This is a genomic window from Nocardia sp. NPDC004582, assembly GCF_053602115.1.
Map to the genome: position 1 here is coordinate 1 of NZ_JBSGCY010000166.1, position 13175 is coordinate 13175.

The 13175-nt window shown below is 70.1% G+C and carries 12 protein-coding genes and 1 pseudogene; 7 read left to right on the top strand and 6 right to left on the bottom strand.

From position 1 onward, the window contains the following. Positions 1-91 precede the first annotated feature (91 nt). Positions 92-973, top strand: a pseudogene (locus ACWELJ_RS29945) (methionine synthase); the annotation flags it as partial. Positions 974-976: 3 nt separating this feature from the next. On the opposite strand, the gene ACWELJ_RS29950 reads toward ACWELJ_RS29945, so the two are convergent. After that, positions 977-1531 carry a TetR/AcrR family transcriptional regulator gene (locus tag ACWELJ_RS29950; protein WP_452369465.1) on the bottom strand — a complete coding sequence of 185 codons (555 nt, stop codon included), beginning with the start codon at positions 1529-1531 and terminating at the stop codon, positions 977-979. A gap of 129 nt (positions 1532-1660) precedes the next feature. Between ACWELJ_RS29950 and ACWELJ_RS29955 the strand changes: the two genes are divergently transcribed. Beyond that, entirely contained in the window at positions 1661-2509 is an 849-nt protein-coding gene (locus ACWELJ_RS29955) for an SAM-dependent methyltransferase (RefSeq protein ID WP_452369466.1), read from the top strand. Between the two features lie 16 nt (positions 2510-2525). Here ACWELJ_RS29955 and ACWELJ_RS29960 read toward each other — a convergent pair whose 3' ends face one another. Beyond that, positions 2526-2921: a hypothetical protein gene (locus tag ACWELJ_RS29960; protein ID WP_452369467.1), complete on the bottom strand. Its 396-nt coding sequence runs from the start codon at positions 2919-2921 to the stop codon at positions 2526-2528. 43 nt (positions 2922-2964) lie between these two features. Then, on the bottom strand, positions 2965-4206 hold the full coding sequence (locus tag ACWELJ_RS29965) for an AAA family ATPase (RefSeq protein ID WP_379101584.1): 1242 nt from the start codon (positions 4204-4206) through the stop codon (positions 2965-2967). Between the two features lie 284 nt (positions 4207-4490). Here ACWELJ_RS29965 and ligA point away from each other — a divergent pair, with 284 nt between their 5' ends. Then, positions 4491-6566, top strand: a complete 2076-nt coding sequence (ligA, locus tag ACWELJ_RS29970) for an NAD-dependent DNA ligase LigA (RefSeq protein ID WP_452369473.1) — start codon at positions 4491-4493, stop codon at positions 6564-6566. A 130-nt stretch (positions 6567-6696) separates the two neighbouring features. Then, positions 6697-7212, top strand: coding sequence for a GNAT family N-acetyltransferase (locus tag ACWELJ_RS29975; RefSeq protein ID WP_452369474.1), 516 nt, complete (start codon positions 6697-6699; stop codon positions 7210-7212). A gap of 265 nt (positions 7213-7477) precedes the next feature. Here the strand turns inward: ACWELJ_RS29975 and ACWELJ_RS29980 are convergent, their stop codons facing one another. Then, positions 7478-7897, bottom strand: coding sequence for a hypothetical protein (locus tag ACWELJ_RS29980; RefSeq protein WP_452369468.1), 420 nt, complete (start codon positions 7895-7897; stop codon positions 7478-7480). A 255-nt stretch (positions 7898-8152) separates the two neighbouring features. Continuing rightward, entirely contained in the window at positions 8153-8803 is a 651-nt protein-coding gene (locus tag ACWELJ_RS29985; RefSeq protein ID WP_379278163.1) for an ACT domain-containing protein, read from the bottom strand. A gap of 245 nt (positions 8804-9048) precedes the next feature. On the opposite strand from ACWELJ_RS29985, the gene gatC reads away from it, so the two are divergent. From gatC to ACWELJ_RS30000, 3 genes are all read left to right on the top strand, one after another. Then, a complete protein-coding gene (gene gatC / locus ACWELJ_RS29990) occupies positions 9049-9348 on the top strand; it encodes an Asp-tRNA(Asn)/Glu-tRNA(Gln) amidotransferase subunit GatC (RefSeq protein WP_452369469.1) in 300 nt (99 codons plus the stop codon). Continuing rightward, complete coding sequence (gene gatA / locus ACWELJ_RS29995; protein WP_452369470.1) at positions 9345-10814, top strand: Asp-tRNA(Asn)/Glu-tRNA(Gln) amidotransferase subunit GatA; 1470 nt, start codon at positions 9345-9347, stop codon at positions 10812-10814. Before gatC ends, gatA begins: the two co-directional genes overlap by 4 nt. Before the next feature lie 139 nt (positions 10815-10953). Then, entirely contained in the window at positions 10954-12945 is a 1992-nt protein-coding gene (locus ACWELJ_RS30000; protein WP_452369471.1) for an ADP-ribosylglycohydrolase family protein, read from the top strand. Here the strand turns inward: ACWELJ_RS30000 and ACWELJ_RS30005 are convergent. After that, positions 12906-13175, bottom strand: a 270-nt coding sequence (locus tag ACWELJ_RS30005; RefSeq protein ID WP_452369472.1) for an alpha/beta-hydrolase family protein, incomplete at its 5' end; no start/stop codon positions are given. The genes ACWELJ_RS30000 and ACWELJ_RS30005 overlap by 40 nt on opposite strands.

The window sequence follows — 13175 nt, forward strand, 5'->3', positions numbered from 1 at the left end:
CATCGGCGGCCACGGCCATCATGAACAGCGACACCACCAGGTCGTTCGCGGACTCCTGTGACCACCGGTAACCGACCGCCGGGCCGAAGCCGTCGTCGGTCGGGTGTCCGGGCTGTTGGTGGACATGCGGTTCGACAGCACCACCCGCGGATATCGGCTCGGCGCGCGGCCCGGCGCGGTCTCGCGGCGCGCCAACGATCTGTTGCGCACCGATCTGGACGCGCTCGAAGAGGCGTGGGAGACAGGCGGTTTGGCCGGCTCCGGGCATCCGGTGAAGGTGCAGGTGGCGGGCCCGCTGTCGGTGGCCGCGGAGGTCGAACTGCCCGGCGGGCATCGCATCCTCACCGATTCCGGTGCGCTGCGCGATCTTTCGGAATCCCTGGCCGAGGGTGTCGCCAACCATGTCACCGAGGTCGCCAAGCGGCTCGGCACCCCGGTGGTCCTCCAGATCGACGAACCGCACCTGACGTCCGTCCTGAACGGCACGCTGCGGGGCGTGAGCGTCCTGAACACGGTGCGCGCCATGCCCGAGCCCGAAGCCCTGCACGTCCTCGACACCGTCGTCGCGCGGCAGCCGGTCCCGGTCCTGATCCACTCCTGCGCCGACCGCCCCGCCCTCGGCTTCCTCCGCACGACCGCCGCCGCCGGGATCGGCTTCGACCTGGCCGCCATCGGCACCCGGGACCTGGACCGCATCGGCGAATTGCTGGACGCCGGAAAGCATCTGGTCCTCGGCCTGGTCCCCACCACCGAACCCGCGAAACCGGTCTCCTGGCGTGACATCGCCGAGCCCGGTGTCCGCCTGATCGATCGCCTCGGCTTTCCCCGCCGCCTGCTCGCCGACCAGATCGTGGTGTCCCCGGCCTGCGGGCTCGCCGGCGCCTCCCTGTCCTGGGCCCGCCGCGCGGTGAGCCTGGCCGCCGAAACCGCCCGCGCCTACGCCGACGAACCCGAGTCCTTGACCTTCGAGTAGCCCCTACATCCGCTCGACGATATCGAGCGCGATGGCCACCGCCGCCGCATTGCTCTCCTCATCGGACAGCTCCAGGTCGCCCATCATGGACAGACTCCAGCTGATGGCCAGCAGCGCCTGCCGGGCGTGGAACACGGTCAGCGGTTCCCGGCTCGGCGCGCTCATCAGGTCGGCCAGCACCCGGAACTGGTAGCGCAGGCTGGTCCCGAACCCGAGGTCGCGGAACGCGGGCTGATTCTCGTGCCAGAACCGGATCATGTCCTTGCCGAGACTGTGCAGCAGCGCCCCGTATCGGATCACGATCTCCCGCGCCCGCTCCGGCCCCTCGGGCGCGCCCTGGGCCCACGTCACGATCTCGTCGACGCCGCCCCGCAGATCCTCCGACAGGCTGGCGACGATGTCTTCCTTGGTCCGGAAGTGGTAGTACAGCGCGGCTTTGGTGACCCCCAGGCGTTCGGCGATCTCCCGCAACGAGGTCTTCTCGTACCCCCGCTCCGAGAACAGCTCCATGGCGACGGCCCGGATCCGCTCCCGCGTGTCACTGCGACGCCCGTCCATCGGATCCCTTCCTGCGCTTGACGCCCGGGCCATTTTGCTTGACGCCCGGCAAGGGAGAAGCCTAGCGTTTCCGTCACCGCCAGATAGCTAGCCGGGCGGCAAGTTAATTCAGCTACGGGGAGTGGTGATATGACCGATTCAACAGCGAAAGTGCCGGTCGACGGGGTGGCGATGACGGCGATCGGGGTGGCTGTCATCCGGGCGCGGGAATCCGAACGCGCGGACCGCCTCTACGACGACCCACAGGCCGAACCGTTCGTGCACGCCGCGCGGGCGGGATTCGAGCCCGAGCGCTGGGCTCGGGTGGAGGCGGTGGCCGATCAGTTCTACGAAGGCCGCACCATCGGCGTGCACCTGGTCGACGAACGATTCCGTGCGGCGATCGCCGCGGGCTGCCGCCAGATCGTGCTGCTGGGCGCGGGGTTGGACACTCGCGCCTACCGCCTGGCCCTGCCGCCCGACAGCCACGTCTTCGAGATCGATCTGCCCGAACTGTTCGCCTTCAAGGAGCACGTCCTCGCGGCCATCGCCGCCACCCCGACCTGCCACCGCCACGTGGTCATCGCCGACCTGCGCGAGGACTGGCGGACGACCCTGCTGGACGCCGGGTTCGACCCGTCGGTCCCCACCTACTGGGTCGACGAGGGCTCCCTCGGATACCTGAACCAGGACTGGAACCAGCGAGTGGTCCGGACCCTCACCGAGCTGTCCGCCCCCGGAAGCCGTTTCGGCGCGGCGCGTTACGTGGTCGACCCCGACGCGCCCCAGTATCGGGACCTGCGCCGTCTGGTCGCGGGGGACAACGCCGCCGACCCGGTCCCGGCCTCACCGTCGCCCGACGTCGATGTCCAGTCCTGGCTCGAGGACATCGGCTGGTCCACCGAATTCCACAGCTGGAACGACATGACCGCCGCCCTGTCCCGCCCCGCGGCCGTGCTCGACCCCCGCATCGGCAATATTGCCGCCGTCCGCCGCTGACCGTCCGGCCGGAGGGTCAGTAGCCCTGATCCTTCGGCCGCTTGGAGCCGAAGTACGGACGGGCGCCGGGATGGCCGAGCTGCCACTTGTCGGGCTTGCCGGTGGGGTAGGCGACCGGGATCTGGTCGCCGATGGACGGCCACTGGTTGACGTCCCAGGCGAAGCGGCCGTAGACCTCATGGGCCACCACGGTGGGGCCGGAGATGCTGCCGCTGATGGTGACGTACTGCTCGCCGGGTTCGGCCGGCCGCGGGCTGACGCCGGTGACGTGCAGGGTGCCGGATTCCAGCTCGGCGGGGGCGGCGCCGAAGCCGGGGAGGGCGCGGCCGCCGCCGTTGGCGCGGCGGTAGTACATCACGGTCGCGGCCAGGGCGCCGCCGATCAGCAGGACGAACGCGAGCTGGATGAGCATGGAGTCCATGCTAGGCGGCCGCGCGTCCGGCCCCGGTCAGCGGCTAGTGGGCGGTGAGTTCGGAGACGCCGTGGTGGCGGCGCAGCTGCCAGACCGTGGTGCGCTTGGACTGGGAGCGGCCGTTGCCGCGGTCGATCAGGGTGCGGTTGGCGGTGGTGAACACCAATTGCGCGCCCTGGGTGTTGGTTTCGGGATTCTGGAACAGCTGGATGAGGCTGTCGGCGGTCTCGGGGGTGAGGGCGGCGTCGATATCGTCCACGGCCAGCACGCCGCCGGTGTCGAGGGCGTCGAGCATGGGCGGGAGCAGGCGCAGCATCGCCAGGGTGGCGCTGGACTCGTCGGCGATGTCGAAGGCGGTCTCGATGCCCTCGTGGGTCAGACCCAGGCCGACGCCGCGCCGCGCCACCATGCGGGAGTAGAGGGCGTCGCGGGCGGCGTAGAGGTTGGCCAGTTCGCGCTGCAGCAGGGTGACGGTGATGCCGTGCTCGAGGAACATCTCCTCGGCGTAGTTGGCCGACACCGTGCAGTTCTCGATCTCCTTTGTGGTGGAGGAGATGTCGGTGTCCAGGTCGCGCAGGTAGTCGGCGTACATGGGATCGTCCGACGGCAGCAATAGATCGGTGATGCCCAGGTCCGCGCCGCGCAGCAGGGTCAGCAGCCGCACGGCGTGATCGGTGGAGCGGGAGATGTGCGAGCCGACGCGGTGCGCGATCTCCTGCGGATCCGGTTGTCCGCACTGCACTTCCAGCAGCGACTGGAACCAGCGGTAGGCGGGCACCAGCGGTTCGGCGTACAACTGCCCGGACAGGCTGAGCAGCAGCGCGTTCGGCCGCACCAGCGGCACCACCGCCCCCAATCCGTACCGGGCGGCCTCGAACATGGGCCCGATCCGGATATCGTCCCCGGCGCGTTCGAAGACCACCCGTTTGCGATTGTGTGGATGCGAGTGCAGCCATTCCGCCGCGACGTCGGCATTGTCGAGCCGGAAGCCGTAGGTGTACGGGCAGCCCTCGGCGACGAAGTTGGCCACGAATTCCGAAGGGCGATCCGAGAATCCGAGATGCGGGGTGCGGTCGGGCCCGGAGTACGGGTCCCAGCCGGTGACCGAGTTCAGCACGGCGTCGCGCATGCGGTCGAGCGCGTCGATGAGGCCGGTCTTGCCGGTGGCGGCCGCGCCGTACACGGCGGTGACCGGCGTGGCGACCGGTCCGCTACCCCGGGTCAGCCGCAGTTCCTGCGGTTCGGCGAGGGACCGATGGTTCGTCACCTGAAAACTACGCAACACCCTGGACATCCTGCCGGTCGCGGGTCGGAAATGCGACTCACCTTATTCGGACGTGGCGGTCGGATCGCGCGCGGGCCGCGAATGACGCTGCGCGGCAGTGCGAAAGGGGTCGATCGCACGGGCGGGCGCGGTCCGGAACCCGTGTTCACCGGTCTGTCCGCGCGCCGGTGAACTCCCCGCGAATGCGGCTGGACGTGCGGGAATGTTGATCAAACCTGTCGGTGGGCCGGGATAGAGTGCCTGGTGTGAGCGAATCGGGCAGCGCATCGGGCAAGGGGATCGGCATCGCGAACGGCGACGGGATAATCGCGGCCAGCGGGGACGAGCGGGTCGAGTGGCAGCGGCTCGCGGAGGAGGTCCGCGACCATCAGTTCCGCTACTACGTGCGGGACGCGCCGATCATCACCGACGGCGAGTTCGACGAGCTGTTCAACCGGCTGGTCGAGCTGGAGCAGGCGCATCCGGATCTGCGCACCCCGGATTCGCCGACCCAGGTGGTCGGTGGCGGCTTCACCACCGAGTTCGCCCCCGTCGATCACCTCGAGCGGATGTACTCGCTGGACAACGTGTTCAACGAGGACGAGATGCGGCAGTGGGTCGCCAAGGTGGAGGCCGACGCCGGCGCCGACCTGCACTACGTGTGCGAGGTGAAGATCGACGGTGTCGCGCTGAACCTGGTCTACGAGAACGGCAAGCTGGTCCGCGGCGCCACCCGCGGCGACGGCCGCACCGGTGAGGACGTCACCCTCAATGCCCGCACCATCGAGGACATCCCGCACGAGCTGATCCACAGCGACGAGTTCCCGGTGCCCAAGCTGCTCGAGGTGCGCGGCGAGGCGTTCATGACGCTGGCCGACTTCGAGGCGCTCAACGCTTCGATCGTGGCGGAAGGCAAACCGCCGTACGCGAATCCGCGCAATACCGCGGCCGGTTCCCTGCGCCAGAAGGATCCGGCGGTAACGGCCCGGCGGCGGCTGCGCATGATCTGCCACGGCTTCGGCCGCCTGGAGGGTTTCGCGCCGGAGTCGCAGTACGAGGCGTATCGCGCGCTGGCCGCCTGGGGTCTGCCGGTGTCGGCGCACACCGTGCGGGTGCAGGGCGCGGACGCGGTGGTCGACCGGGTGAATTACTGGGGCGAGCACCGCCACGACATCGAGCACGAGATCGACGGCCAGGTCGTGAAGGTCGACGAGTTCAGCCTGCAGCGCCGCCTGGGCGCCACCTCACGCGCGCCGCGCTGGGCCATCGCCTACAAGTACCCGCCGGAGGAGGCCACCACCAAACTGCTCGACATTCAGGTGAATGTCGGTCGCACGGGCCGGGTTACGCCGTTCGCGGTGATGCAGCCGGTGACGGTGGCGGGTTCCACGGTCGCCATGGCCACCCTGCACAATGCCTCCGAGGTGCAGCGCAAGGGCGTGCTCATCGGCGACACCGTCACCATCCGCAAGGCCGGTGACGTGATCCCCGAGGTGCTGGGCCCGGTGGTGGACGCGCGCGACGGCTCCGAGCGCGCCTTCGTGATGCCCACGCACTGCCCCGAATGCGGTACCGAGCTGGCCCCCGCCAAGGAGGGCGACGCCGATATCCGCTGCCCCAACCAGCAGTACTGCCCGGCGCAGCTCCGCGAGCGGGTGTTCCATGTCGCCGGGCGCGGCGCGTTCGATATCGAGGCGCTGGGCTACGAGGCCGCCATCGACCTGCTGAAGTCGGGCGCGATCGCCGACGAGGGCGACCTGTTCGCCCTCGACGAGGCGACGCTGCTCACCACCACGCTGTTCACCAACAAGAGCGGCACGCTGTCGGCCAATGGCAAACGCCTGCTGGAGAATCTGGAGTCCGCCAAGGACCGCCCGCTGTGGCGCGTCCTGGTCGGCCTGTCCATCCGGCACGCGGGTCCGACCGCCGCCCGCGCCCTGGCCACCGCCTTCGGCAGCATGGACCGCATCCGCGAGGCCTCGGCCGAGGAACTGGCCGCCACCGACGGCGTCGGCCCGACCATCGCCGCCGCGGTCACCGAATGGTTCACCGTGCCTTGGCATCTCGATATCGTCGACAAGTGGGCCGCCGCCGGTGTGCGGATGGAGGACGAGCGCGACGAATCCATCGAACGCAACCTCGAGGGTCTGTCCATCGTGGTGACGGGTTCGCTGGAGGGCTTCACCCGCGACGGCGCGAAGGAGGCCATCCTCATCCGCGGCGGCAAGGCGGCCGGATCGGTCTCCAAGAAGACGGCTTTCGTGGTGATCGGCGACGCTCCGGGCTCCAAGGCCGCCAAGGCCGAGGAACTGGGTGTGCCGATCCTCGACGAGGAGGGCTTCGTCAAACTCCTCGCGGGGGGCCCCGAGGCGGTCTCGTAGCGACCGCCGGGGACCGGTGCGGCTACGCGCTCATGCGCAGCCGCGCCCGGTGGGCGCTCGACGGCGGGTTCGGATGTGGGCCCGGCGTCGTGATGACGGTGTGGGATCGATCGAGGACGGAGTTGTGGTGATGGGCGTGGACGGTGACGCCGTGGTGATTCGGGACGCCGAGGCCGGAGATTTCGCGGCGGTCGGTGAGCTGACCGTCGAGGTGTACGTGGGCGAGGGGCATGTGAATCCGCGGAGTCCGTACGTGGCGGAGCTCGCCGACACCGCCACCCGCGCGGCGTCGGCGGAGATTCTGGTCGCGGTGCGCGGTGACGAGCTGCTCGGCTCCCTGACCCTGGCTCGGTACGGCACACCGTTCGCCGATATCGCCCGCCCGGGTGAGCTGGAGTTCCGGATGCTCGCGGTGTCCAAGCGCGCCCGGGGTCTCGGCATCGGCCGCGCCCTGCTGGCGCGGGTGATCGACACCGCCCGCGCCGAGGGCTTCGACGCGGTGGTCCTCACCACCATGCCGACCATGCGGGATGCCCGCCGCATGTACGACCGGTTCGGTTTCGCGCATGTGCCGGAACGCGATTGGCACACCGATTCGGGGTTGCCGCTGACCGTCATGCGGTTCGAGGTCGCGGCGGGAGACTGACTCCGGCTCCGGCCGGCTGTCGCGCGGAACACCCGGTCGATGGGACCGGGCGCTTCGATGCGCGGCGGACCGGCTCGGCCGTTCGGCGCCGAGCCGGCCGACCTCGCGGGCCCGCGGGGGAGGTCTCCCGCGGGCGTGGCTCAGGTCAGCACGCCGTCGATGCAGAGCGACGCGGTGCGCCAGGTCGGTGCGGGCCGGGTGCCGTCGAAGGTCCACCGTGGCGGGCCGGTCGGTATCGGCGAACCAGTGCGGTCTGGGTCCGTGGTCAGCAGTGGCCGGCGAGCGCGGGGCAGACGGTGTAGCCGGAACCGTCCTGGTTCCAGATGGGTGTCCAGGTGGCCGGATCGCCGCCGCCGACCCGGTTCGGTGGTGGGCTCGGCGGGCGGACCGGGCCGGGTTGGCGTGGGTGCTGGTTCTGGAGAACGGGATTGGTGTCGGTGTGGTTGAAGCCGAGCGGATCCCGGGCGTGGATGCCGGTGTTGTCATTGCCGTGAGTGACGATGCCGGGCCGGTTGCCGCGGTCCCCGGACGACCGCGACGGGTCGGCGGATCCGGGTGCATTGCCGCCGTGTGCGGACGGTTCGGCGGCTGCCTGCCCCGCCGCCAGCACGGTGGCGCCGGCCAGCGGGGCCAGGATCAGGCCGATGCGGCGGAGGTGGGGGCGTGGTCGAAGGGCGTGCTGCATGGCGTCATTGCCTCTCTGCGCGGCGTCTCGGCCGTTCCTTATCTACTGAGTAAGACCGTAGATCATCTACGTAGATGAATAGTAGATAAATCCTGGGAATCTACTGAGTTCCTACGTAGGAACGGCGGTGCGCAGTAGCCCGCCAACGCGAGACGCAGTGGCCCGCAAACGCGAGACGCAGTGGCCCGCCAACGCGAAACGCCCCCACCGGATTTCCGGTAGGGGCGCGAAACGCGAGGTGAAAGCGGGTGCGGCTCAGCCCAGCACGGTCGCGACGATGCCGGCCAGGTAGCCCAGCCGAGCCACCTCCGAGGGCCGGAAGTCCGGTCCGCCCGGGCGGCCCAGCAAGAGCACCTTGCCGGTATTGCCGAGCGGCGCGGCCGCCAGTTTGGTGTCCATGTCCTTCCATAGCTCCGGCACCCAGTCGGCGTCACCGTCGAGCACCGACGGCTTCTCCAGGGGCATCCACGGTGCGGAGGCGGCCTGTGTGGAGGGTGCGCTCTGGGAGCCCACCACGCGGTAGGCGCCCTGCGGTCCCATGTCGATCACCGTCGACCAACCGACCCGCAGCACCCGGGGCGCACCGTCGACGAGCACCTGCAACCGGTCGTCGCGTGCGTTGGCGACCTGGTCGATGAGCTCGAGTTCGCGGTGGGTGTCGAGGATCCCCGAGTACGGCCGCAGCGAATCCACCTGCACATCGTGCAGTGATTCGGCGGCGGTGATGAGGGTGTCGGGCAGTGCGCCCGTCGGCACCTCGACGACGATGTCGTCGATCGCGAAGCCGTCACCGCGCTCGACGACATCCAGCGAGAGGATGTCCGCGCCAACGGAACCCAGCGCCAGCGCCAGCGATCCGAGACTCCCTGGGCGATCCGGAAGTTGCACGCGAAGCAGGTATGACACGTGCCTTCCTTTCTTTACTGTGCGACCGAAACTTTCCGACGGGTACCCGAGTCCCGCAATACTTACACCCTCGAGAGCCCGTTATCGAATCGAAGCATCTGCTGTGACGCGGGCCACCTACCCGTGGGTCACACATTGATGGTGCCAGGTCCGGCGCGTACCTGCGACCGGTGGCCGAAGGCGAACCCACTAGGCTGTCGGATGGCCAATCACCTAGCTCGAACCATGCCGAAAGGGGTCCCGCGGTGCCCGCCATCTCCAGGGACGAGGTAGCCCACCTCGCCCGGCTGTCCCGGCTCGCTTTGACGGACGACGAACTCGATCTGTACGCCGGTCAGCTGGATTCCATCCTGACCCACGTCGCACAGATCTCGCAGGTCGCCGCCGCCGATGTGCCCGCCACCGCATCCCCGAATCCGGAGACCAACGTGACGCGCCCGGATGTGCCGCAGCCGTGCCTGACTCCGGACCAGGCGCTCGCCATGGCCCCGGCCGTCGAGGAGCAGCGGTTCATGGTTCCGCAGATTCTGGGAGAGGGCGAATGACAGACCTGACCAAGCTGTCCGCGGCGGAGCTCGCGGACAAGATCCACGCGCGTGAGGTCTCCTCGGTCGAGGTCACCGAGGCCCACATCCGCCGCATCGCCGAGGTCGACGGGGAGATCAACGCCTTCCTGCACATCGCGGGCGAGCAGGCGCTGGTCACCGCCGCCGAGGTGGACCGCCAGGTCGCCGCCGGCACCGTGGCCTCGCCGCTGGCCGGTGTTCCCTTGGCGCTCAAGGACGTTTTCACCACCGTCGACATGCCGACCACCTGCGGGTCGAAGATGCTCGAGGGCTGGGTGTCGCCGTACGACGCGACGCTGACCACCAAGCTGCGCGAGGCGGGCATCCCGATCCTCGGCAAGACGAACATGGACGAGTTCGCCATGGGTTCGTCGACCGAGAACTCGGCGTACGGCCCGACCCGCAATCCCTGGGACACCGAACGGATTCCGGGCGGTTCGGGCGGCGGTTCGGCGGCCGCGCTGGCCTCCTACCAGGCTCCGCTGGCGATCGGCACCGACACCGGCGGCTCGATCCGCCAGCCCGCCGCGGTCACCGCGACCGTCGGCACCAAGCCGACCTACGGCACCGTGTCCCGTTTCGGCCTGGTCGCCTGCGCGTCCTCGCTGGACCAGGGTGGCCCGTGCGGTCGCACCGTGCTGGACACCGCGCTGCTGCACGAGGTCATCGCCGGATACGACCCGCGCGACTCCACCTCTCGCAATGTGCCGGTGCCGCCGGTGGTCGCCGCCGCCCGCGAGGGCGCCAAGGGCGACCTGTCGGGCCTGAAAGTCGGTGTGGTGCGCGAGCTTCACTCCGACAGCTACCAGCCCGGCGTCATCGCCTCCTTCGATGCCGCCGTCGCGCAGCTGAAGGAGCTGGGCGCGGAAGTGGTCGAGGTGTCCTGCCCGCACTTCGAGTACGCGCTGGCCGCCTACTACCTGATCCTGCCGTCGGAGGTGTCGTCCAACCTGGCGCGCTTCGACGCCATGCGTTACGGCCTGCGCGTCGGCGACGACGGCTCGCACTCGGCCGAGCAGGTCATGTCCCTCACCCGTGAGGCCGGACTGGGTCCGGAGGTCAAGCGCCGCATCATGATCGGCACCTACGCGCTGTCCTCGGGCTACTACGAGGCCTACTACGGCCAGGCCAACAAGGTCCGCAACCTGATCGCGCAGGACTTCGACAAGGCGTACGAGAGCGTCGACGTGCTGGTCTCGCCGACCAGCCCGTTCACCCCGTGGAAGCTGGGCGAGAAGGTCAACGACCCGCTGGCCATGTACCTCTCGGACCTGTGCACGCTGCCCACCAACCTGGCCGGGCACTGCGCCATGTCGGTGCCGTCCGGGCTCAGTGCGGACGACGGCCTGCCGGTGGGTCTGCAGATCATGGCCCCGGCCCTGGCCGACGACCGCCTGTACCGCGTCGGCGCGGCCTACGAGGCGGCCCGCGGCCCGATCGCCTGATCGGTTCCGATCCCGCAAGCGAATTCGGCCCCCGCCGGTGTCCACCGGCGGGGGCCTTCGCCGTCCATTGCCTGCGACGCGTCGGTCCCGACCGGTAGGCTGGCAGCGTTTCGGCGTGTGTGAAGGGTTTGTCAGGGGAATGTTGGGACGCGGCGAAGTCTTCGCGGGCTACGTGATCGAGCGCGAAGTGGGCCGTGGCGGAATGGGTTCGGTCTACGCGGCCCGCCACCCTCGGCTCCCGCGGCTGATCGCGCTCAAACTGCTGCATCGGGAGATGTTCGGCGACAACGAGACCCGCCAGCGTTTCGAGCGCGAGGCCGATGTGATCGCCCAGCTCGACCACCCCAACATCATCACCGTCTTCGACCGCGGCGACGAGGGTGAGCAGCTGTGGATCGCCATGCAGTACGTGGACGGCGTCGACGGCGCGTCCATCGACCCCTTCGACCTGCCCCCGGACCGCGCGGTCGAGATCATCGTGCAGACCGCGGCCGCACTGGATTACGCGCACGCCCGCGGCGTCCTGCACCGCGACGTGAAGCCCGCCAACCTGCTGCTGTCGCGCTCCGGCGGCATCGGCACCGGATTCACCGACCGGGTCCTGCTCAGCGACTTCGGCATCGCCCGGGTGCTCGACGACACCGCGCACCTGACCCGCACCGGCATGCTCAACGCCACCCTCGCCTACGCCTCCCCGGAACAGCTGACCTCCGCGCCCATGGGGCCGCGCTCGGACCAGTACTCGTTGGCCTGCACCCTGTTCCGGCTGCTCACCGGGCGCGGGCCGTTCGACGCGCCGAATATCGCGACCGTGATGCTCGGGCATCTGCAGTCCCCGCCGCCCCCGGCGAGCCAGTTCCGGCGCGAGGTCCCCGCCGAACTGGACGCGGTGCTGCGGCGCGCGCTGTCCAAGGACCCGCGCGACCGCTACGAGACCTGCTACGAATTCGCGCGGGCCGCCTGGGAGACGGTGGCCGAACCGGTGTCGCTGGTGCGCCGGCCGCGCCCGGCGGCGGCCGACCGGCTGCCCCGCGAGGACACCGTGCGCGGCTGTCTGTTCGGCGGCGCCATCGGGGACGCGCTGGGCGCGCCGATCGAGACCATGCTGCTGCCGAACATCCAGCAGCGCTACGGGAATCAGGGTGTCACCGGTGAGGGCGGCGGCTACAAGGGCCGCATCTCCGACGAGACCCAGCTGACGCTGTTCACCATGGAGGCGCTGATCCGCAGCGCACGGGTGCGGGCTCGCGGCAACGCCGCGGCCGTCGGCATGATCCAGGAGAACCTGCTGGTGTGGCTGCGCGGGCAGGGCCAGGCCGCGGTGCCCGAACAGCCGGTGCCGTTGCAGAGCGGGCTGACCATGTATCCCGAGCTGATGACCTATCGGGGGCCCACGCAGACCACCATCTCGGCCATGCTGCGCGCGGCCGCCCGGCAGCGGCCCGGCACCCCGCTGGGCACCCGCGACCATCCGATCAACGACTCCAAGGGTTGCGCGGCCGTGGTGCGTTCGGCGCCCTGCGGATTCACGCCGTCGCTCGAGCACGCCTTCGAATTGGCCTGCGACGCGGCGGCCCTCACCCACGGCAATCCGAGCGGCTGGCTGCCGGCGGGCACCTTCGCGGCCACCGTGTACGGGCTGGGCCGGGGCCTGGACGTGCGGACCGCGGTGGAGCAGGCTCGCGCGCAGCTGATCCGCAACCGGAACCACGAGGAGACCTCCGAGGCGCTCGACGCGGCCATCCGGCTGGCCGACACCGTCGCCTTCCGGGGACGGCCCATGCCCGCGCCCGGACTGCTGGAACGCCTGGGCAGCGGCGTCATCGGCTCCGAGGCCCTCGCGCTGGCGGTGTGCGCGGCGGTGTGCGCCGAGAATGTCGGCGGCACACCGGAACAGATCTTCCGCAACGGGGTGCTGCTGGCGGTCAACCACTCCGGTGACAGCGACTCCACCGGGTCCATCTGCGGTGCGCTGCTCGGAGCCCGCCTGGGCACGGGCGCCATCCCGGAGGTCTGGCGGGCCCGGCTCGACGCGGCCGCCGCCATCGACCGGCTGGTCGCGGACTTCACCCGTGAGGTCCGCGAACCGACTCAGCAGCCCGGCAGTACCGTGCCCTGGTCCACGCCGTAGCGGTGCCCGTGTCCGGCCGGGGCGTCCAGCGCGCCCAGCAGGTCGGCGGAGGTCTGCAGGAAGCTCAGCACCGGAAACCACGGCGGGACCGGGGCATCCGGCCGGGTCCCGGTCAGATCCGGTGCGCGCCACAGCAGCGACGGCGCCCAGTGCACCACCGGATCGGAGGCATTGGCCAGCACCGCCGCCCGCCCGTGCCGCACCTGCCCGCCGGGCGGTCCGGCCCACAG